At 63.0% G+C, this 21,673-nt stretch carries 17 protein-coding genes; 10 read left to right on the forward strand and 7 right to left on the reverse strand.

Annotated elements, in window-relative coordinates; genetic code table 11:
* Positions 1-63 precede the first annotated feature (63 nt).
* The 5 genes from B4E36_RS15405 (at position 64) to B4E36_RS15425 (ending at position 7,351) form a co-directional block, all read left to right on the forward strand.
* Complete coding sequence (locus B4E36_RS15405; RefSeq protein ID WP_292058697.1) at positions 64-1,785, forward strand: ABC transporter ATP-binding protein; 1,722 nt, start codon at positions 64-66, stop codon at positions 1,783-1,785.
* Between the two features lie 11 nt (positions 1,786-1,796).
* Positions 1,797-2,573: a hydroxypyruvate isomerase gene (gene hyi, locus B4E36_RS15410; protein WP_292058696.1), complete on the forward strand. Its 777-nt coding sequence runs from the start codon at positions 1,797-1,799 to the stop codon at positions 2,571-2,573.
* Positions 2,574-2,583: 10 nt separating this feature from the next.
* Positions 2,584-3,453 (forward strand): 2-hydroxy-3-oxopropionate reductase, encoded by an 870-nt coding sequence (locus B4E36_RS15415; RefSeq protein ID WP_292058695.1) that lies wholly within the window; start codon positions 2,584-2,586, stop codon positions 3,451-3,453.
* A gap of 319 nt (positions 3,454-3,772) precedes the next feature.
* On the forward strand, positions 3,773-5,881 hold the full coding sequence (locus B4E36_RS15420) for a beta-galactosidase (RefSeq protein ID WP_292058694.1): 2,109 nt from the start codon (positions 3,773-3,775) through the stop codon (positions 5,879-5,881).
* Positions 5,882-6,082: 201 nt separating this feature from the next.
* The gene (locus tag B4E36_RS15425) at positions 6,083-7,351 is read left to right on the forward strand and encodes an MFS transporter (protein WP_292058693.1); all 1,269 of its coding nucleotides are present in this window, start codon (positions 6,083-6,085) and stop codon (positions 7,349-7,351) included.
* 42 nt (positions 7,352-7,393) lie between these two features.
* Here B4E36_RS15425 and B4E36_RS15430 read toward each other — a convergent pair whose 3' ends face one another.
* The 3 genes from B4E36_RS15430 to B4E36_RS15440 all read right to left on the reverse strand — a co-directional run bounded on the left by B4E36_RS15430 (position 7,394) and on the right by B4E36_RS15440 (position 12,054).
* On the reverse strand, positions 7,394-10,090 hold the full coding sequence (locus tag B4E36_RS15430; RefSeq protein ID WP_292058692.1) for a DNA translocase FtsK: 2,697 nt from the start codon (positions 10,088-10,090) through the stop codon (positions 7,394-7,396).
* Between the two features lie 150 nt (positions 10,091-10,240).
* Entirely contained in the window at positions 10,241-10,963 is a 723-nt protein-coding gene (locus B4E36_RS15435; RefSeq protein ID WP_292058691.1) for a LytR/AlgR family response regulator transcription factor, read from the reverse strand.
* A complete protein-coding gene (locus tag B4E36_RS15440) occupies positions 10,951-12,054 on the reverse strand; it encodes a sensor histidine kinase (protein WP_292058689.1) in 1,104 nt (367 codons plus the stop codon). The genes B4E36_RS15435 and B4E36_RS15440 overlap by 13 nt, the downstream gene beginning before the upstream one ends.
* Positions 12,055-12,634: 580 nt before the next feature.
* Between B4E36_RS15440 and B4E36_RS15445 the strand changes: the two genes are divergently transcribed.
* The 4 genes from B4E36_RS15445 to repC all read left to right on the forward strand — a co-directional run bounded on the left by B4E36_RS15445 (position 12,635) and on the right by repC (position 18,305).
* Positions 12,635-13,300, forward strand: coding sequence for a GntR family transcriptional regulator (locus B4E36_RS15445; protein ID WP_292058687.1), 666 nt, complete (start codon positions 12,635-12,637; stop codon positions 13,298-13,300).
* A gap of 1,260 nt (positions 13,301-14,560) precedes the next feature.
* The gene (repA, locus tag B4E36_RS15450) at positions 14,561-15,778 is read left to right on the forward strand and encodes a plasmid partitioning protein RepA (RefSeq protein WP_292058684.1); all 1,218 of its coding nucleotides are present in this window, start codon (positions 14,561-14,563) and stop codon (positions 15,776-15,778) included.
* Positions 15,775-16,779, forward strand: coding sequence for a plasmid partitioning protein RepB (gene repB, locus B4E36_RS15455; protein WP_345900545.1), 1,005 nt, complete (start codon positions 15,775-15,777; stop codon positions 16,777-16,779). The genes repA and repB overlap by 4 nt, the downstream gene beginning before the upstream one ends.
* A gap of 206 nt (positions 16,780-16,985) precedes the next feature.
* Positions 16,986-18,305, forward strand: a complete 1,320-nt coding sequence (gene repC / locus B4E36_RS15460; RefSeq protein ID WP_292058680.1) for a plasmid replication protein RepC — start codon at positions 16,986-16,988, stop codon at positions 18,303-18,305.
* A 78-nt stretch (positions 18,306-18,383) separates the two neighbouring features.
* Here the strand turns inward: repC and B4E36_RS15465 are convergent, their stop codons facing one another.
* Positions 18,384-19,076, reverse strand: a complete 693-nt coding sequence (locus tag B4E36_RS15465; protein ID WP_292058678.1) for a helix-turn-helix transcriptional regulator — start codon at positions 19,074-19,076, stop codon at positions 18,384-18,386.
* Between the two features lie 116 nt (positions 19,077-19,192).
* On the opposite strand from B4E36_RS15465, the gene B4E36_RS15470 reads away from it, so the two are divergent.
* Positions 19,193-19,612 carry a DUF1761 domain-containing protein gene (locus B4E36_RS15470; protein WP_292058676.1) on the forward strand — a complete coding sequence of 140 codons (420 nt, stop codon included), beginning with the start codon at positions 19,193-19,195 and terminating at the stop codon, positions 19,610-19,612.
* Positions 19,613-19,731: 119 nt separating this feature from the next.
* Here B4E36_RS15470 and B4E36_RS15475 read toward each other — a convergent pair whose 3' ends face one another.
* From B4E36_RS15475 to B4E36_RS15485, 3 genes are all read right to left on the reverse strand, one after another.
* Positions 19,732-20,154: a type II toxin-antitoxin system VapC family toxin gene (locus B4E36_RS15475; protein WP_292058674.1), complete on the reverse strand. Its 423-nt coding sequence runs from the start codon at positions 20,152-20,154 to the stop codon at positions 19,732-19,734.
* Complete coding sequence (locus B4E36_RS15480) at positions 20,151-20,417, reverse strand: type II toxin-antitoxin system Phd/YefM family antitoxin (protein WP_292058672.1); 267 nt, start codon at positions 20,415-20,417, stop codon at positions 20,151-20,153. The genes B4E36_RS15475 and B4E36_RS15480 overlap by 4 nt, the downstream gene beginning before the upstream one ends.
* Positions 20,418-20,561: 144 nt before the next feature.
* Positions 20,562-21,668 (reverse strand): tyrosine-type recombinase/integrase, encoded by a 1,107-nt coding sequence (locus tag B4E36_RS15485; protein ID WP_345900546.1) that lies wholly within the window; start codon positions 21,666-21,668, stop codon positions 20,562-20,564.
* Positions 21,669-21,673 lie beyond the last annotated feature (5 nt).

Below are 21,673 nucleotides of genomic sequence, written 5' to 3' on the forward strand. Positions count from 1 at the left end.
TCAACTTCCTCGGCGACGGCCTGCGCGATGCCGCCGATCCCTACGATAGCTGAGGCGATGACCATGACCACACCCGAGACCATCGTGCACGATCACCAGGGCTTCGGCGATGCGGTGCTATCGGTGAAGAACCTCTCCATCGACTTCCATCTGCGCCAGCACATCCTGCATGCCGTGCGCGATGTCACCTTCGACCTGCATCGCGGCAAGACGTTGGCGCTGGTCGGCGAGAGCGGTTCCGGCAAGTCGGTGACCGCGCGGGCGCTGCTGAAGATCGTCGACAGGGCGGCCAGGATCACCAGCGGCACGATTGTGCTCGATACCGATGGCAAGCCGGTCGATATCCACGCGCTGCCGGATGAGGGCAAGGAAATCCGCGCGATCCGCGGCGGCCGCATATCGCTGATCTTCCAGGAGCCAATGAGCTCGCTCTCGCCGGTCCACACGATCGGCGACCAGATCATCGAGGCGCTGCGGCTGCACCGCAACATGAGCAAAGCGGAAGCGCGGGCGGAGACGATCAGCCTGCTGTCGCAGGTGGAAATCCCGAACCCGGAGGCGATGATTGACCGCTACACCTTCGAGTTTTCCGGCGGCATGCGCCAGCGTACGATGATCGCGATGTCGCTCGCCTGCGACCCCGATATCCTGATCGCCGACGAGCCGACCACCGCGCTCGACGTCACCACGCAGGCCGAAATTCTCGACCTGATCAAGCGCCTGCAGGTCGAGCGCGGCATGGCCATGCTGCTGATCACCCACGATCTCGGCGTCGTCGCCGAGGTCGCCGACGAGGTGGCGGTGATGCGCTTCGGCGTGATCGTCGAGCGCGGGCCTGTGGACGAAATCTTCTACAATGCGAAGCATCCCTATACCCGCCAGCTCCTGTCCTCGACCGTGCGGCTGGAAAAGCCGCGCGTGGCGGACGAGGCCCGGGAGGCGTCGAAGGACGACGTCGTGCTGTCGGTGCGCAACCTCACCAAGGTGTTCGGCGCCGGCGCCGGCAAGAAGGGGTTTATCCTGAAGGCCGTGGACGATGTTTCCTTCGACCTGAAGCGCGGCGAGAACCTCGGTATCGTCGGGGAAAGCGGCTCGGGCAAGACCACGATGGGCCGGCTGATCCTCCGCGTGCTGGACCCGACCTCCGGCTCGGTGGTCTACCGCCCCGGCGATGGCACCGAGACGGAGGTGACGACGCTCGACAAGCAGGGGTTGCGCAACTTCCACAGCCAGGTCCGGCTCGTCTTCCAGGATCCGTTCGCCTCGCTCAATCCGCGCATGACGGTCCGGCAGGTGGTTGCTGACCCTCTCGTGGTGCAGGGCAAGCTATCGGGCCGGGAGATCGAGCAGAAGGTCGGCGACCTGCTGGAACTCGTCGGCCTCGACCGCTCCGCCATGGAGCGCTATCCGCATGCGTTTTCGGGTGGTCAGCGGCAGCGCATCGGCATTGCCCGGGCGCTGGCGCTCGACCCGAAGGTGATCATCGCCGACGAGGCGACCTCGGCGCTCGACGTCTCGATCCGGGCACAGATCCTCGACCTTCTGCTTGACCTGCAGAAGCGCCTTGACCTCTCCTACATCTTCATCGCCCACGACATTTCGGTGGTCCGCTATTTCTGCGACCGGGTGGCGGTGATGCATCGGGGCAGGCTGGTGGAACTCGGCAGCGCCGAGCAGATCTGCACCGCGCCGGAGGAGGACTACACCAAGAGCCTGATCTCCGCCGTGCCCAACCCGGACCCGCGCAACAAGCGCATGCTGCATCGAACCAGATTTACCGCCTGAGGAGTTTTTCAATGCCGAAATTTGCCGCCAATCTTTCGTTTCTCTACGCCGACCTGCCGTTTCTCGATCGGATCGCCGCCGCTGCGAAGGACGGCTTTCCGGCCGTCGAATATGTCGGCCCCTATGACTTCCCGGAGGGGGACGTTGCAGCCGCGCTGAAGGCCGCCAACGTCAAACAGGCGCTGTTCAACCTGCCAGCCGGCGACTGGGCCGGCGGCGAACGCGGCATCGGCTGCCTGCCGGACCGGGTGGAGGAGTTCAAGACCGGCGTGGACACGGCGATTTCCTACGCCAAGGCGCTCGGCTGCCCCAAGATCAACTGCCTCGCCGGCATCGCGCCGAAGGGTATTGCAGCCGAAAAGCTCGAGCAGACGCTGGTCGAGAACCTGAAATACGCCGCGCCGCGTCTCGCTGATGCCGGCGTCAAGCTGCTGCTTGAGCCGATCAACCTGCGTGACATTCCGGGCTTCTTCGTTTCGACCACGGATCATGCCGAGCGCATTCTGGAGGCGGTTGGCTCCGAAAACCTGTTCATCCAGTACGACATTTATCACACCCAGATCATGCAGGGTGACCTTGCCGAGACCTACAGGCGGCTCAAGGCAAAGATCGCTCATGTGCAGCTTGCCGACAATCCCGGCCGCCATGAGCCGGGCACGGGCGAAATCAATTATCCCTATCTTTTCAATATGCTGGACGCGGAAGGCTATGACGGCTTCATCGGCTGCGAATACAAGCCCTCGGCCGGCACAAGCGAAGGCCTCGGCTGGATGAAGCCCTGGCTTTAAGGAGGATCATATGAAAATCGGATTTATCGGCCTCGGCCTCATGGGTCGACCCATGGCGGCGCACCTGATCGACGCCGGCCACGAACTGTTCATCAACCGGGTGAAGCGAGTCTCCGAGTTCCTCGTCGAAAAGGGCGCCACCGCCTGCGACACGCCGAAGGCAGTCGCGGAAGCCGCCGAGATCATCATCACCATTGTGCCCGACACGCCCGACGTTGAAGTCGTCCTGTTCGGCGAAAACGGCGTGGATGACGGTCTTGCCGAAGGCAAGATGGTCATCGACATGAGCTCGATCTCGCCGGTCGAGACCAAGAGCTTTGCCGAAAAGATTGCGGAAAAGGGCTGTGGTTATCTCGATGCACCGGTCTCCGGCGGCGAAGTCGGGGCCAAGAACGCGGCGTTGACGATCATGGTCGGCGGCTCGGATGCGGATTTCGAGCGCGCCAAGCCGCTGTTCGAGGTGATGGGCAAGACCATCACCCATGTCGGCCCGGTCGGCGACGGCCAGACCGCCAAGGTTGCCAACCAGATCATCGTCGGGCTGACAATTGAGGCGGTGGCGGAAGGCCTGCTGTTTGCGAAGAAGGCGGGGGCCGATCCGGCCAAGGTGCGCGAGGCGCTGATGGGCGGTTTCGCCGGCTCGACGATCATGAAGGTTCACGGCGAGCGGATGATCGAGCGCACCTTCGATCCCGGCTTCCGCATCCGCCTGCACCGCAAGGACATGGCGCTCGCCGTCAACGCCGCCCGGGATATCGGCCTGGCTTTGCCGAATGCCGCCGCCACCGAGCAATTGATGAACGCCGCAATTGCCCGCGGCGACGGCGACAAGGACCATTCGGCGCTGATCCGGACGCTGGAAGCGCTTGCGGGGTTGTGATCGAACGATCTTCGCCCTTGGGCGCTAGGTAATCGCATGCTGCCTTGCGGCTTGCTCCCAATACTCTCTCCCGCTTGCGGGAGAGATGCCCCGAAAGGGGCAGTGAGGGTGAAGCGGCGTTTCAGTCCGCGAGGGCGATCGCGAGGATGGTCTCCCCCCTCACTGTCGCTGTCGCGACATCTCTCCCCTCCGGGGCGAGAAGATTGGGGGGCTATGCGGCGAAGCCCGCCGCTGTTCGGCGTCACATCTGTATGACGCGTGTCGGGGGAGGCGCAGGTCAAAACCGCCGACCCTTTCGAGATAATATGATGAGGACATCATGACGAAAATACCGATGCAGACGCCGTTCGGGGCGGTCTATTTCCGCAAGTCGAACCCGCCGCGCGAGGACTGGGAGCGCGATTATGGCGTTGCCGCCGAGGATGGGCTGAACGTGTTCCGCCACTGGTTCATGTGGAGCGCGATCGAGCGCCGGCCCGGCTTCTACGACTGGGAAGAATATGACCGGCAGATGGATCTCGCCGCCGAAAACGGCATCAAGACCATCATTGCCGAACTGACCCACACCGTGCCGGACTGGGCCTATCGCAAGTTCGCCCATGCCCGGCAGATGCGCGCCGATGGCAGCGAGCTTCCGGCGATCATGGGCGTATCGGCCGCGACCGGCGGTTTCGCGCCGAACGGCGGCGGCGCCGGTTCGCTGACGATGAACTGCCCGGAAGTGAAGGAGGCCGCCGGCGCTTTCCTGACGGCGCTTGCGACCCGCTACAAGGGGCATCCGGGGTTGCTCGGCTACGATGTCTGGAACGAGTGCAATTATTCGCCGGCGGTCGACTACAATCCGCACACCAAGGCCGCCTTCCGCGTCTGGCTTCAGGAAAAATACGGCGATCTCGATACGCTGGCAAAGGCCTGGTATCGCTATTCCTATGCCGAATGGGACGATATCGAACCGCCGCGCCAGGTCGCGCCCTATCCGGAATGCCTCGACTGGCTCGATTTCAAGCGCGAGAATTACTATGGCCAGATGCAATTCCGCATCGATACGATCCGCGCCGTCGACAGCGATTGCCTGATCGCTGCCCATGGCGTCGCCGGCGCGATCCCCGATATGGCCTCGCGCGGCTCGGACGACTGGCTCGCCGCCTCCAAGGTCGAGGTCTATGGCTATACCTTCGTCCATGCGCGCAAGGGCAACCAGTCCTGGCGCAGCTTCTATGCCGCCGACCTCAACCGCGCCGCCGCGCGCGGCAAGCCGTTCTGGCATGCCGAGCGGCAGGGCGGGCCGCTGTGGATGCAGCCGCAGGTCGTCGGTCGCGACAAGGAGGATGGCCGCGTCGCCGAGCCCGAGGATATCCGGGTGTGGTCGCTGACGTCGTTCGCCGGCGGCGCGCGCGGCATGCTGAACCTGCGCTACCGGCCTTTGCTCGACGGCCCGCTGTTCGGCGCCTTCGGCTCCTATGGCATGGATGGTTCGCGCACGCCGCGCTCCGACATGGCCTCGAAGATCGCGAAGTGGACCAATGCCCCGGAGCAGAAGCCGCTTCTGGCGGCAAAGCCGGTGAAAGGCGAGATCGGCATCCTTGTCGCCCCGGAGGCGCAGGCCTGGGATTGTCTCCTGAGCCGTGAGGGCAATTACGAGACCTACAGGGAGGCCATGTGGGGCGCTTATCGCGGCTTCTTCGACAATGGCATCCAGGCCGACTGGGTGCATATCGAGGATATTGACGCCTATGATGCGCTCTACTTCCCCTACCCCATCATGCTGACAAGCGAGAACGCCAAAAAGCTCGCCGAGTGGGTGAAGGCCGGCGGCACGCTGGTTTCGGAAGCCTGCCCGGGCTATTTCGGTGATCGCGGCAAGGTCGGCACGGTCCAGCCGAATAACGGGCTCGATGCCGTTTTCGGCGTACGCGAGGACGAGGTGGAGTTCATGCCGGATATCGGCGACCGCATCCGCTTCGCGCTCGATGGCGTTTCGACCACGGGCGGCGGATTCCTGCAGTCCTACACTGTGACGAAGGGCCGCGAACTGGCGCGGTTTGCCGATGGCCGGATCGCGATCGTCGAGAACGCGTTCGGCAAGGGGCGCACGTTGCTCGTCGGCACCCATCCCTCGGTCGGCTATTACCGCGACCAGTCGGCGGCGGGAAAGCGCTATTTCGCCCGCTGCTTCGCCTTCACCGGCAAGACCGCCCACACCGTCACCTCCAACCCATCGGTGCAGGTCCGCCTGCACGAGGGCGAGGACGGCCGCTATCTCTGGCTCGTCAACGCCACAAGGCAGGCGCAGACCGGAACGGTGACGGATGGCGAGGGCAAGCCCCTCACCGGCGCCGAAAACCACTGGGCCGGCAATGGAGCCTTCCTGAAAGACGGCCGTTTCGCCCTGCCCCCGCGTGATGTCCTGATCGTCCGGCTGGCCTGAGAGAGGGCTCCTCCATCGCCTGCCATGGTGGGGCCGCCCTGCCCCACTTGCCACGCCAGGGTCGGGGAGCGCCGCGTGGTGCTCGCGACGGGCTGCTGCGCGCGTCGGCCATATTCATTACGCAAATGGGACAACTGCAACCTGATTTGTGTGCCAAACTCTTGAAGCCGGGCGCAATCCGCGCGGCGTTCCGGAGGGGCGATGGTCACGGTCATATCAGGCATCTGGGCGCTTCTGGTCGGCATCGTGCTGATCATGCTCGGCAACGGCATGCAGTTTACCCTTATTGGCCTGCGCGGCGGTCTGGAGGGGTTTTCGCCGGCCGCGCTCGCCATCGTGACATCCGGCTATTTCGTCGGCTTCCTCTCCGGCGCCCGCTACACCCCTGCCCTGATCCGCAATGTCGGCCATGTCCGGGTTTTCGCGGCGCTCGGCAGCTTCATGTCGGCCGCGCTGATTACGCTTCCACTGCTCGTCGAGCCTTGGGCGTGGACGCTGCTGCGCATCCTGATCGGGTTCTGCATGTCGGGCATCTACGTCACGGCGGAAAGCTGGCTCAACGACGCATCGACCAACGAGACGCGCGGCAAGGTCCTGTCCGCCTACATGATCGCGCAGACGCTCGGGATCATCGGCGCGCAGGGACTCCTGACGCTTGGCGACGCGCAGACCCCGGTGCTGTTCATCGGCGCTTCGATCCTCGTCTCGATCTCGTTCGCGCCGGTTCTGCTGACCGTCGGGCAGGCTCCGCGAACGGAGGTCATACGGCCGATGCCCCTGCGGGCGCTTTATCGTCAATCGCCGCTCGGTGCGGTCGGCATATTTCTGCTTGGAAGCGCCTATGCGACGCAATCCGGCATGAGCGCGGTTTTCGGAACGCTGATCGGCATGACGGCGGACCAGATTGCCCTGCTCGTGGCGATGCTATTTGCCGGCGCGCTCGCCTTTCAATATCCGATCGGCTGGATATCGGATCGCATGGATCGGCGCCGGTTGATCTTCGCGGCCTCGCTGATCGGGGCGTTCTCATGCCTTTTGGGCTGGATCGCCGGCGGCGGGTTATGGCCGATGATGGCTTTGGCCTTCATCGCCGGCGGCATGACCACGCCGCTCTATGCGCTGCTGCTGGCGCACACGAATGATTTCCTTTCGCCGGAGGATATGCCGGCCGCATCCGGCGGGCTGGTGTTCACCTTCGGGCTCGGCGCGATCATCGGCCCGCTCGCCACGGGCTGGGCGATGGAATGGGCCGGTCCGTTCACCTTCTGGCTGGTTCTGAGCGTTACCTTCGCGGCGATCGCCCTTTACGCGCTCTATCGCATGACGCAGCGGCCGGGGGTTCCCGTCGACCAGACCGAGAGCTATCTCGGCGTCACGCCGTCCGCGACCCCGGTTGCCGTTGAGGCCGCAAGCGTCTGGGCGGCAGAGCAGGCCGAGACCGACGGTACTCTCGCGCGCGAAGACGGCTGAAGTTCCCTGCTTCAGGGTTGGCTCGCGCCACGGCGCGCCGGATCAAGCCGGCGCGGCGCTATCGAGGATCTCGCGCTTGCCGACATGGTTGGCGGGGCCGACGAGACCTTCCTTTTCCATGCGTTCCACCAGCGAGGCGGCCCGGTTGTAGCCGATCGACAGGCGGCGCTGGATATAGGATGTCGAGCACTTCTTGTCGCGCTGGACGATCTTCACCGCCTTGGCGAAGAGATCATCGGCGTCGTCGTCCTCGCTGCCCATCTCGGTCGCGTCGAAGACGGCGGTATCCTCTTCGCCCTCGTCTTCCTCTTCCTCGTCGACGACGACGCTGCCGAGATAGGTGGGCGTGCCTTGCGTCTTCAGATGGGCGACGACCTTTTCGACCTCGTGGTCGGAAACGAACGGGCCGTGGACGCGGGCGATCCGCCCGCCGCCCTTCATGTGCAGCATGTCCCCCTGCCCCAGCAGATATTCCGCGCCCTGCTCGCCAAGGATCGTGCGGCTGTCGATCTTGGAGGTCACCTGGAACGAGATGCGCGTCGGGAAATTGGCCTTGATCGTGCCGGTGATGACATCGACCGAGGGCCGCTGCGTCGCCATGATCAGGTGGATGCCGGCGGCGCGCGCCATCTGCGCCAGGCGCTGGATCGTGCCTTCGATCTCCTTGCCGGCGACCATCATCAGGTCGGCCATCTCGTCCACGATGACGACGATATAGGGCAACGCGGAGAGATCGAGTTCCTGCTCCTCGAAAATCTGCTCGCCGGTGGTGCGGTCAAAACCGGTGGGCACCGACACCATGATGGTCTCGCCCGTCGTGCGCGCCTCGGCGACGCGCTTGTTGAAACCGTCGATATTGCGAACGCCGAGCCGCGACATCTTGCGGTAGCGATCCTCCATCTCGCGCACGGCCCATTTCAGCGCCAGAACCGCCTTCTTCGGATCGGTCACGACCGGGGTGAGAAGATGCGGAATGCCGTCATAGACCGACAGTTCCAGCATTTTCGGGTCGACCATGATCAGCCGGCATTCCTCGGGCCTGAGGTGGTAGAGCAGTGACAGGATCATGGTGTTGATGGCCACCGACTTGCCCGAACCGGTGGTGCCGGCCACGAGAAGATGCGGCATTTTCGCCAGTTCCGCGACCACCGGCTCGCCGCCGATATTCTTGCCGAGGCAGAGCGGCAGGCGGAAATCCGTCGTCATGTACAGGCGGTTTTCGAGAAGCTCTCTCAGATAGACCGTCTCGCGCTCCTCGTTCGGCAGCTCGATACCGATCACATTGCGGCCGGGAATGACCGCGACACGCGCCGAAAGCGCCGACATCGAGCGAGCGATGTCGTCCGAGAGGTTGATCACCCGCGATGACTTGACGCCCGGCGCCGGCTCGAATTCGTAAAGCGTGACGACCGGGCCGGGGCGGACATCGATGATCTCGCCCTTGACGCCGAAATCCTCCAGGATGCTTTCCAGCAGGCCGGCGCTCTGTTCCAGCACTTCCTGGCTCAGAACGCTGGCTTCATCTGCAAACGGCGCCTGCAGCAGCTCGATCGACGGGAACACGAAATCCGTCTGTTCATGCTTCGCCAGAACGTTGAGGGGCCCGGCAACATTGTCCGGCGCTTCGTCCTCCTCCGCTGCGGGCTGGCGCGGCTGCACGTCGCCGAAATCGGCAATCTCGGCTTCCGCTTCGTCTTCCCACGCATCCTCGTCTATCTCGGCGAATGCCTCTTCGCGCTCATCCATGAGGTCGCTGTCATCGAGGTGGTTGTCATCAATGGGATCGCTCTCCTCGGCGGGGATCTCCTGTGGCCGGGCGGGTTCACTGTCCATACGGTCGTCTGTCGTGCGCCGAGTCGGGCTGTAAAGCAGCACCTGCCGGTAAAGCGCAACCGGCGAAGGCCCCTCCTCCGCGCTCGCCTCCGGCTCGTCGGTGGCGGTTTCCACCGCGTCGGAGGCGGCGGTCCAGGGCATGAAGCCGTCATGCGCACCCGCCTCATCGGCAGGTTCGTCTTCGGCTGGTGCCGCGGCCTCGGCCTTGGATGCCGGCATTGCGCCGTCGAACAGCCCGAGTCCCATCATCTCGAAGGCGAGCCCGTCGGGAATGAAGGCGAGCGCCCCTGCCCTGGCCTGTGTCTGGTTGGCCTCGTCCGCTGTTTCAGCGGCTTGGGCATCATGCATTTCAGAGATCGATGGGGCTTGCGAAATGTTCACTGGGCTTTCGTCATTGTCTGCTGAAGTCTGTTCGTTCGTCGCTATTTGCGCGACAGGCTCTGGATCGGTTTCGTGTTCGGGGAAGGCCGGCTGCGCCGCGTCATGCTCCGGCGCGCCGAGCGGGTGGAACAGGAAATCCACCAGCATCGGCGGTTCATCCCGGAACGGCTCTGCCGTCGGATTTTCCAGGGCGCCCTCCCCTCGCTTGGCCGGCAACTCTTCGGCAATGCGATCCTGAAGCGCTGCGGCGGGCGATTGCGGCGGCAGGTCGTCACCCTCCTCCGGTTTTGCGGCTGAGGAAGGCGATTCGGGATGCTTCTTGTGCGGCGTGCGGGTGAAGCGCACATTCGGTCCCAGCACGAAGGGGCGCTGCCAGGTCGGAAGCCGGTCGGGGTCAAGGATCGCGGCATCCGGATTGCGCCGCGACGGCTCCGTGATCCGGTCGTCACCGCTCGTCTGATCACCGTCCGTCCGCAGCGATCCGGCGGGTTTCGATTGAAGGCTTGGATAACGCGAAAAGGGCATGCTGATGGAGACCAATCTGAGGGCTGTCACTCAGCAGAAGTGATAGAAAAGAAACCTTAACCAGTGGTTTCCTCCGGTGAAGATCGGCATCTTATGCCGGCCGCGCGAAGCATCCGGTCCGCTGACTGAAGCCCTTCAGCCGGATCGGGTTCAGTCATCCAGAAGTTGGCGCAGGCGCCGGGTCGCGGAGCGGCCGAGGGGGAAGTCGCGGCTGTCCGCGCCGAAGCGGAGCAGGCTGCGCCCGCCCGCCTGCCATTCGACCGTATGGATACGTTCCAGGTTGACGATCAACGAGCGGCTCAGCCGGCAAAAAGGGGGCGATGGCAGGTCGGCCTCGAACTTGCCGAGCAGGCCGCCGGCGAGATAGGTCTGGTCGCTATCGAGATGCACCCGCGTGAAGTCGGCTTCCGCCTGCAGCAGCGTGATCGAACTGACAGGAACCATCACCGACGACATCATCGATTTCAGTAGAATGCGCGCCGGCGGCCGGGCGCTGGTGGCGGCGGCCAACGGCGGCGGCGCAAGGCGTTCCCTGAGGCGGTTGATCGCGGTCTCGAGCCGGTCCGGATCGACCGGCTTGACCAGAAAATCGAGCGCGGCGACATCGAACGCGTCGGTAGCATAGAGGCTGTAGGCGGTCACCACGATCACGGCGGTTTCGGGCGACAGGTCTGTGACGATCTCGAAGCCCTTGCCGCTCGACAATTCGATATCGAGAAACACGGCATCCGGGCGCAGCGTGACAATCAGGTCGCGCGCCTGGTCGATCGTGCCGGCCTCGCCGATGATCTCGATATCATCGAAGACTGCGAGCATGCGCTTCAGGCCGCGCCGGGCCGGCGGTTCGTCATCGATGAGGATTACACGCGGCATGCGGACCCCCTCAGCATCAGCCTTGCGACGACGCGGTCATCCTCCTGCTTCAGGGTCAGCTCATAGCCTTCCGGGTAGTGAAGGTGAAGGCGCATTCTGGTATTGGCAAGGCCGATGGCGGGGCGGCCCGGCCGCTCCGGCTGCAGCGTGCCGGAATTGACCACCTCGATGACGATGCTCCTGTCATCGAGGCGCTCCACGGTGACGCCGATCTCGATGGCGTCATCCTGATGCCGCAGGCCGTGCTTCACGGCGTTTTCGACCAATGCCTGGAGGATCATGTGCGGCACCAGCACGTTGAGGGCTTCGGGATCGACAGTGACGGTCGTCCTCAGCCTTTCCTCGAAACGCAGTTCCTGAATGCGCAGATAAGCGCGCATCGCTTCCACTTCATCGGCGAGCGGGCAGCGCGAATGGGCGGCGTGGTCGAGACAATAGCGTAGATAGGCGGCAATGCGGCGCACCATCTCAAGCGCCTCGTCGGGCCGGTCGTGAATTTCCGAGGCGACCGAATTGAGCGCATTGAAGAGAAAATGCGGGGCGAGTTGCAGATGCAGCCGCTCCATTTCCAGCCGGACGGCCTCCGCCTGCGCCTCGGCGGCGCGCAGGCGCTCTGAGCGCGCCTCCAGCAGCGCCGTGCGCCAGAAATACATCAGCGACCAGCCGATAAGCAGGATCGTGTAGAATACGGTCATCATCGCCGGGCTGAGCGGAAGCGGCATATCGTCGAGAACCAGACGGCGCACGATGTCGGCGATGCCGTGCAGCAGGAAGCCGCCGACGACGGAAAAACAGAGCAGGAAGATGACGATCGGAATGGACGTAACCCGGCGCCGGCGCGACAGGAAAAACACATGCACGGCGCCGGTCATGAGAAAGGCGATCGGATCCACGATCAGCGTCATCGCCGTTGCGGCGAAGACATCGCCGAAGGTGATGAGCCGCGCGGTCCAGCCAAACAGGATCAGAAAGCTCCACACGGCGCACTGCGCGCCCCAGAATGTCCGGAGGATGGGCACATGTCTGCCGCGCGCCCCGTTTTCGGACGCAATGTGTTCCGCGGCGCGGGCATCCACCGTATCACTGACCATTGGCGGGCACCGTTTCCTCTTCCCTCGCCTCGTTTGCCGTCAACTTACGCCCTTCGCGCGCAGGAACGAATGCCGGTTCATCGATAAAAACATGACTTTCATCGAAATGCAGGTGAATTTGCGGTGTTGTCGGGCATGGCGCGCTCAATTCGATCGGATGGGCTGGTCGGACTACAACCACACCACCGTGAGCAAGGAAGGCGGGCTCGTCGTGGAGGCCCCTGCCCTCCCCTCCCCTGACATCGGCGGCGCAAGAATTGCCGACGATGCCGCCGCCGCGATGTCTCCAGGCAGGGCTCATGATCGCGGACGGAATGCCTACGTCTGGCGACCTGGCCGGGTGCGAGCCTGCCTTCGCCGCGTGTGGCGAACGTGAACGGGCCGCCCCCTCTGCCCTAGTGTTCATCGAGATGACGACCTGAGCTTCATCTGTCTGTTCGGCTAACATCCGCCCGCTAAGAAATCGACAGCAACTCTTTTCACGCCAACGAAATTATCGATAATATTATCGATGATTGCGCTCTCTACAAAATATGCTAGTATTTACAGATATATAAAACAGCCTTTGGGTGCGCAGGACGTGTCGGAGCAACCGAAAAACTGGGAAGTCGTGCTTGGCGAACTGCAGCGCGAGATCGTTACCGGTCGCCGCCATCCGCGCGAGCGACTGGTGGAGGATGATGTCATCGCACGCACCGGTGCCACCCGGCACGCTGTCCGCCTCGCCTTCGCCGAACTCGAAAAGGTCGGCCTGGTAACACGTGCGCGCAACAAGGGCGTCCATGTCCGCGACTATTCGAGCCGTGAGATCGAGGAACTGTATGAAATCCGCGAATGTCTCGAATGTCAGGCCGCGCGACGTTTCGCCCGCCCTGCTCCGCCGGAAACAATCGAAGCGCTGACCGACATCGCCATCCGTCATCGCGACGAATCGCAGAGCCAACGGCTTGGCGATGTCTTCGAACTGAATGACCGGTTCCACGAGACGCTGTACCGGGCGGCAGGCAATCGCCAACTTGCCGATGCGATCCGGCATTACACCTTCGCCACCCAGCCGATCCGCACCCGCGCGTTCGCCAGTCGCGACATCCGCGAGTTAGCGATCGATGAGCATTTCAAGATGATCAACGCCCTCACCGTCGGCGATACGGACGGTCTTTGCCAGATCATCGCCCGGCATATCAGACGACCCAAGGATTTCTATCTGCAGGCGCATGGCATCGAGGATCTCGCCGTGCTGGCATGAACCTTTGACCTCGTCATCTAGTAGAGCGTCGCTGACGCCGAGTTTTCAATTGAAAACTAGCGGGTCGTGACATTTGGTGATCTGGCGTTGTGCGGATGGCTCGACCGACTGACGAGGACGCCGTGGCGCCAAAGACGTTTTCAATTGAAAACACGCTGGTGGGTATCGCTCTCCCTGAACTTTCAAAGCGCGACTCTCCCTCGACGTGGCCGGTACCGAATCATTGGCAGGTATATCGCATAGCCAAGGAGCTCCTTCTTCTAGCGGGTGTTGCCGACGGGCACGTCTCAGGCTGGAGCCATTGGCTCCGTCGAGCGGCAAAATCAATCTGGCGATGAGCTTTCAATTGAAAACAAACGGGCGGTGTCATGAATAGGATGTCGCTCGATCGTCCGCACGGGTGGGGCCGGCCGCCACGGAGATCGCCGAAGAGTACCCCAGTGCAAGGGCGGTTTCGACGGGTGGGGCTCCTCGCAATCCACCTGGGTGAGGTCATCTCGCCAGAACAACGCAGTTTCGCCGAGGGGTTCGTCGAGTGTGACCCGCGATTGCCGGTTGGAGGGTATCCGGGAACTTGTGTAAGCGAGGCGGAAACGTCTCTAGTCTTTTGCGTCCGCAACGCGACTTCCGGCGTCGTCCAAGGACGCTATCCGCCGCGGGTTATGCCGCGCTGGCGCGAAGGCGCAGGCTGCTTCAAGCCCCGACGGCGACCGTCATGGGTCTGAATGCATTTCTTCTGCTATCAGTCCTGATCGGGGACTCAAGACCGCGCTGCGCGGATGTTCAAAGGGAGTATCGTCCGTCCGGACTGGCCGACAGAGAGACCCGTGCCGAACATGGCGCGGAGATTGTCGTCGGTGAAGGTATTCTTCAGGTTGCCCGGCGAATCGGCGCGCCAATCTGCGGTCATTGATGCGCCGCACGGGCATCGCTTCGAAGGGGAGGGCGGACTACGCGTATGCGGTCGTCCGCGGCTCGCGGCGGTCCGATCGTCTCGGTCCAACGGAGAGGATAAGGCGCTTCATCGGCAGAACTGACGCGCAGTTCAGAGCACAGGAACTATCCTTCGTTCAACTGACAAACAGGGGCGTTACAATGCCGGGGGACGCAAACGTGATGCCAACGCTCCAAAACCGGCGCGAGCAGGCAGTGCGTTTGTCCCGCGTGTTAACCTTTCATTAACCAAAAACCCCTTGCAGAATCGGTGCGAGTCATGCAGCGTTGACGCAAATGGAGTAAATTCGGACAGGAAACCGTCAGATGACCGAAACAGCCGCATATACCGCGACCGGCGACACAGCGGCAAAGATCGAGGATTATACCGAGCGTCTGTCGGCAGAGCTGCAGTCGATGCGCCACCGCATCTATCCGCCGGAGGCGCGCAAGCAGTTCACGCGCACCTTTTCCACCCTCGATCTCGTCAAGCTGCTCGATGTGCCGGAAAGCACATTGCGGGCTATGACCATCGATGGCAAGGGGCCGCAGCCTTCGCGCGCGGACAATAACCGGCGCATCTATCAGGTCGGGCAGCTTGCCGAACTGCGCCAGTTTCTGGCCGACCGCCGCCCGGACGACGCGCTCAGGCTTTGGCCGCGCCGCAGGGGAGGGGAGAAGCTTCAGGTCGTCGCCACCGCCAATTTCAAGGGTGGCAGTTCCAAGACCACGACATCGATCCACCTGTCGCATTATCTGGCGCTGCAGGGCTACCGGGTGTTGTGCATCGATCTCGATCCGCAGGCCTCGATGACTTCGATCTTCGGTCTGCAGCCGGAATTCGATGTCGGCGAGAACGAAACCGTCTATGCGGCGCTGCGCTATGACAATGAGCGTCGACCGCTTTCCGATGTCATCCGCGAGAGCTATTTCCCCGGCATCGATCTCATCCCGGGCAATCTGGAACTGATGGATTTCGAGTTCGATACGCCGGCCTATCTCGCCCAGCGCGAGCGCGACGAGCTAGGCCTGTTCTTCGAGCGGCTGAAGAATGCGATCGCCTCGGTCGAAGGCGAGTATGATTTCGTGGTGCTCGATACGCCGCCCTCGCTTGGCTACGCGACGCTGGCCGCGCTTTACGCGGCGACCGGCCTGATCGTGACGGTTCATCCGGCGATGCTGGACGTTGCCTCCTGCAACCAGTTCCTGATCATGATTTCCGATCTCGCCGATACGCTCGCCCAGTTCGGGGCCCGATTCGATCATGATTTCCTGAAATTCCTGATGACCCGGGTCAATCCCAATGATGGTCCGCAGAAATACATGTCGAGCGTGATGCGGCGGCTGTTTGAAAACGACGTGCTGGTCTACGAGGCGATCGAATCGACCGCGATCGCCGGCGCCGGCGTTGCCAAGAAATCGCTCTACGAGCTGGAAAGCGGCGAGGTCGGCCGCGAGGCCCTGAAGCGCGCGATCGAGAGCGCCGACAATGTGAACGGCGAGATCCTGACGCTTCTTCGGGCCGTATGGGGCAGGGCATCATGAAGAAGAACATCCTGAAAATGATGGCGGAAGCCAATAGCGACGAGAAGGGCCCGGAACCGCCGGCCCCCTCGCCGCTTTCGCGTTCCAGGCGCGGTTCGTCCGTGGTCAGCAATGTCGGCAAGGCGCTGAACACGCTGTCGGAATCGAGCAGCGTCGTGCTCGATCCGGGTAAAGTCGATGCCTCGCCCTATCGCGACCGGTTCGAAAGCGATGGCGAGGCAGCCGAGGAAATCGAAAGTCTCGCGGCCTCGATCCGCGCCGAAGGGCAGAAAATGCCGGTTCTGGTCCGGCCGCACCCCAAGGCCGAGGGACGCTATCAGCTCGCTTACGGCCATCGCCGGCTCGCCGCGATCCGGTTGCTCGCCGCCGAGAGCCGGACGCCGGCCGAAGTGACGATCCGCGCCTATGTCCGCCCGCTCGATGACCGGGAATTGCTGGTGGAGCAATCGCTCGAAAACGGCGTGCGCGAGAACCTCACCTGGATCGAGCAGGCGCTGTGGGCGGCGCAGCTGCGCGAGGCGGGTTTTTCCAGCGTCGCGATCGAGCCGGTGCTTGGCCTTTCCAAGACGCCGATCTCGCTGATGCTGAAAGTGGCCAATGCGGTGCCACACGATATCATTTTCGCCATCGGCCGCGCCAAGGGCGTCGGCAGGCCGAAATGGATGGCGCTTGCGGAAACCTGCCTGAAGGGCGGGGAAGAAGCGGTATCCCGCATCCGCTCCATTCTTGAAAGCCAGGCTTTCCAGTCCGCCGATGCCGCGCAGCGCATCGATCTCGCGGTGAAGGCCGCGCGCGGCGGCCAAGACAGGCCTGCGGAGAAGTCCGTGCGCGAGCTGGTCAGCAATGGCAGGAGCCTTGGCCGGATCGCAACGGGCGCCTCCGGCACCACGATATCGATCGCAAGGCAGGAATCCGGCTTTGCCGAATGGCTTTCCGAGCGCATGGATGCCCTCGCCGAGGAGTATTTTTCATCAACCAACGGTGCCAATCGCGACGATTAGAACAGCGATGCCCGGGGGACGGTAATCGAAACGACAAAAGAGGAGAGAAACAGACAAAAGAAAAGGCCCCCAAACGACAAGCGTCCGGAAGCCGATAAGTTCTTAGCACCTACTGATTCGCATTTCCGGCCGTCCCAGTCAAGAGGCTGCAGTTCATTCCGTGGGCTGCAGGAGGGATTTCTTTTGCCTTTTTGAAAGGTGAACCTATGGACAATGCGATGACAACGACGCCCTTTGGGCGGCGGCCGATGTCGCTCGCGATGCTTTCAAGCCAGAAAGTGGCGCGGGAAGCCCCTAAAGGGGCGCGGCTCAACAAGTGGAAACTGTTTCATACCGTGCGGGAAGCGCGTACGGCGCTGGGGGCGAGCGATCGCGGCCTTGCGATCCTGAACGCGCTTTTGACCTTTTATCCCGAGAACGAGCTTGCGGAGGAGACCGGCTTCGTGGTCTGGCCCTCCAACGAGCAGTTGATCGCGCGCGCCAACGGCATCTCGCCGGCAACGCTGCGCCGCCATCTGGCTGTGCTGGTCGAGTGCGGGTTGATCATCCGCCGCGACAGTCCGAACGGCAAACGCTTCGCCAGGAAGGGCAGGGGAGGGCAGGTCGAGCAGGCCTATGGCTTCGATCTGTCACCGCTTGTCGCGCGGGCGGCCGAGTTCGAGGCGATGGCCGCGCGGATCGCCGAGGAGCGTCTGGCGCTGAAATGCGCACGCGAACGGTTGACATTGCTGCGCCGTGACATCGTCAAGATGATCGAGGCAGGGCTTGATGAGGGCGTTCCGGGCGACTGGGCGAAGATGAGCCGTGTTTACCGAGACATCATTGACCGGCTACCTCGCCTTCCAGACCTGGCGATTGCCGAGGATATTTGCGATGCCCTGGCTCTGCTGCACGAGGAAGTGCGTGAGACATTGGAATTTCACGTAAATTCACAAAAAACGAACGCCAATGAGTCTCATGCTGAGCGCCACAAACAGAATTCAAATCCAGAATCCCAATCTGAATCTGAATATGGCTCAAGAAATAAATCAGAAGCGAGCGGCAGCGGCGACGAAACCGACAATCTGCACAGCCTGCCGAAGCGGGAATTGCCGCTGGCACTGGTGCTGGATGCCTGCGAGGGCTTTCGGGATCTGGCAAAGGGAGGCTCGATCCGTAACTGGCGGGACTTCCTGGGCATCGCCGAAATCGCCCGGCCAATGCTGGGCGTCAGCCCGAGCGCCTGGCGGGAGGCGGCCGAAATCATGGGCGACAAACAGGCCGCGATCACGTTGGCAGCGATCTACCAGCGCGGCGAGGCCGTCGTCAGCCCCGGCGGGTATCTCCGCAATCTGACGGAACGGGCGAGGGATGGCCAGTTCTCCGTCTGGCCGATGGTGATGGCGCTGTTGAGAGCAAGGATCGAGGCCGGGAATGCCACGCCGTCGCCAAAACCCGATGACGACGGGACAGAGGAGGACGGCCGCGACGACGGTCTTTCCGTCTCGCCCGCTCTCGCCCGCTCGCTGAAGAAGCCGCGATCGTGATCCTGTCGGCGGTTCGTCTTGCACGGCGGATCATGAGATGGGTGAAATGACCACGTGGTTGCGGCGTCTTCCGATTGCTCACGCGCTGTTTTCGTCGCTGAGCCGCGCCAGATAGTCCCGCAGCAAACTCGCCCGCCGGGGCCGAAAACTGGCGCCCCTGCCCGAAAGGCTTTCGATCCGGTCGACCCGGAACATTCGGAAGTCATCGCGCAGGCAACACCAGGCCAGAACCGTCAGGACGCGTTCGCTGTACATGATGGCAAGGGGACGAATGCGGCGCTGGCTGGCAACGCCGGCCTGATCGCGGTAGCCGATTTCGATCTCGTACTCATCCCAGCACGCTTGCCGAAGGGCGGGCAGACAGGGATGCGCGTCGTAGCGTCCAGCGGGCCGATAGACATGGGATATAGCATGCAGCAAGTGTTGCTCGCTGTCGTCGGGCAAGGTTGCGGCAATCTTGGCAAGAACGGCCTCGGCGGCACGTGCCAGGTCCGGATCGCCCATATGGCGCACTTCCCCCAGGCCCACGGTCATTGCCTCGATTTCCAGACGATCGAAGGTCTGCGGCGGCAGGGCGTAGTCCTCTATCAGGCGATAGCCATAACCGCGTTCTCCCTCGATCCGGGCGCCCGACAATCGCAACAGTTCGATATCGCGATAGATCGACCTCACGGATACGCCGCGTTCGGCCGCCAGGCGTTTCGCCGTGACCGGCGGCGCCATGACGCGCATAAGCTGAAGAAGGCGCAGCAATCTGTCGGGTCCGCTCATCGTCCAACTGCCGTGAAGTGTCAGTTGGGTCCATCTATACACGCTTCATCCGGGTCGGATAGCCAACGAATGCCCATTGAGCGCCCCGGCTCCAGATTTCAGCGAAAGAGAAAGTCATGATTTTCAGTGCATTTGCCCAGATCAGTCTCTGGGGCATTCTTGCGGCCTCCGCATTTGGTTTCGTGTTGGGGAGCCTGTATTTTGGCGCCCTGGTGCCCCGATATTACGCAATCGCACTCGGGCGGGAGGCTCTGCCCGCCGCCCGGCCGGACGCGCTGACCATCCTCGGGCCTTTTCTGTGCAATGTCGTCATGATCGTCACGACCGCGGCGATCATGCACATGATCGGCATTGCCTCCCTTACCGACGCCCTTTCGCTCGGGCTGGTGATCGGCGTCGGCTATCTTCTGGCGATGTGCATGACGATTGCGATCAATCCCAATTTCCCCAGGCCGTTCTTTTATACGATGGTGAATGCGCCCTATTTTCTGATTAGCAGTCTGGTGACGACTGCCCTTCTATTCCTGTTGCAGTAGGGCCATCACTTGAAAAGGCATGGACGGTGTGGGGGCAGGGGGCCGGCCGTGTTTGAAAACGAGCCGACACCCGGCTTCGACTTAGCAATTGCGACGGCCGGCCGGGCCGGATTTGTACTTCACACGGCCCATGGATCGATCAGCTCTACGCCGCAGCCCGTGAAATCCTTGATGTTGCGTGTTGCGAGGGTGAGACCGTGTGACATTGCCGTGGCCGCGATCAGCCCGTCCATCGACGACATACCGCGTCCACGGCGCTTTGCGTCCCCCATCAGGTCGCCCCAGGCGAAAGCCACGTCTTCGTCCACGGCAAGCACGCGTTGCTCGAAACGTTGCGGCAGATCGTTGGCAAGCCAATCGGCGAGAGCATCGCGCCTTCGCCCGCTGTCCATGAGCGCGACACCGCGACGGATTTCGGCAAGCGACACGACACTGATAAAGGAGCGATCCTCGTCAATCTCATCCAGCCATTCAAGAACGCGGTTCTCCGGGCGCGGCTTCGTCACTTCAGACAGGACGTTGGTGTCGAGCAGGAGCTTCACAGCGATAGATCGCGTGGCTCGTCGCCCTGCCGGTCGAGAGCAAGCTCGGCGCCACGCAACGGGGACGCCAGAAGAAACTCGGCCAGGGTCCCCTTGCGCGTGACCTTCCTCTGCCATTCTTCGGCGGAGACCACCACGACGCTCGGCTTGCCGTTGCGTGTAATTGTCTGTGGCGTGGATTGCGCACGCTCAATCACCTCTGAAAGCTTGGCCTTTGCCTTGGCGACCGTCCAGTTCTTTTCATCGTGAGATACGGGCTGCATTGCGCGCCTCCTGACCAGAATGACCATGATGACTATATAATCAATCCCCTCATGAACGGCAAGAGGCGCCAGGGCAGGGAGGCGTCTGGCGCGTTACCGCATTTCATGGACGGTGAAACGGTATCCACTTTGCCTGGAAGTGCTCTACAACCCCGCGGCCTTGGTGAGATTGACGCGGAACCGGTCGCGCCTGCGCTGATAGCGCCTTGTCATCTCGGCGGAGGCGTGGCCGAGCTGTTTCTGGACATAGCGCTCGTCCACTTCGGCCGAGGAGGCGAGGCCGGCGCGCAGCGAATGGCCGGAGAACAGTTTTATCCGTTCGGCCTCGGGCAACTCGCCGCGAATGCCGGCGGCAAGAACGGTCTTCTTGATGAGGCGGGCGATCTCCTGGTCCCTCAGCCGTTCGGGACCGACGGCCTTGCCCTTGCCGGTGACGCGGCGGAACAGCGGGCCATGGCCGATCCTGCCGAGCTTCAGCCAGGTTTCCACGGCATGGACCGGGCAGGTGAGATCCGAGGAGCCGCGGCCGATCTCCACCTCGCGCCAGCCGGTCTTGCCGCGGAGCGTCACCAGCATGCCCTTGTCGAGGATTTCGATCCAGCCGTTTCCGTCCTCGGTCTGGTCGCGGCCGCAATCGAGCGCGACGATCTCCGAGCGCCGCAGGCCGCCGGCAAAGCCGATCAGCAGCATGGCGCGATCGCGCAGGCCTCGAAGCGTCCCCCGGTCGAGCGTTTCGACCATGGCGATCAGTTCTTCCGGCAGGATCGCCTCCTTCTGGCGCGGGGGTGCGGCATGGCGATTGCGGATGCCGGCGAGCACCGTGGCGATGTGGCGGTCGCGGCGATCGAGCGTGAGGCCGCGCTGCGCATAGTTCCACGCAATCGCCGACAGCCGCCGCTCGATGGTCGAGACCGCGCTCGGCCTTGCCCGTGGAGCCGCTTCGCCCGCGGCGAGCGCCGTGATGTAGAGCCCGACGGTTTGCGCATCGGGGGGCAGGGGCGCAAGCCCCTTGCGCCGGCACCAGCTCGAAAAATGCGCCCAGTCGGCGGCATAGGCGCGCCGCGTATTGGCCGCGCTCGAGGCGTCGACGTAACCGCGGGCGCGTTCGACCAGCGGCGCGAGATGGCCCGTCAGCGCGCCCGACGCCCCCGAAGGCTGCAATTGATAAGCAGCGCCCGTGCCGAGAGACGGGCTGGCGTGCGGATCGGCGTCGTTTTCGGGCATTGAGGGCCTCAGAATGGGGTTTTTCATTATAA

It is taken from the genome of Martelella sp. UBA3392 (assembly GCF_002358775.1).
In the GTDB taxonomy this organism is placed as follows: domain Bacteria; phylum Pseudomonadota; class Alphaproteobacteria; order Rhizobiales; family Rhizobiaceae; genus Martelella; species Martelella mediterranea.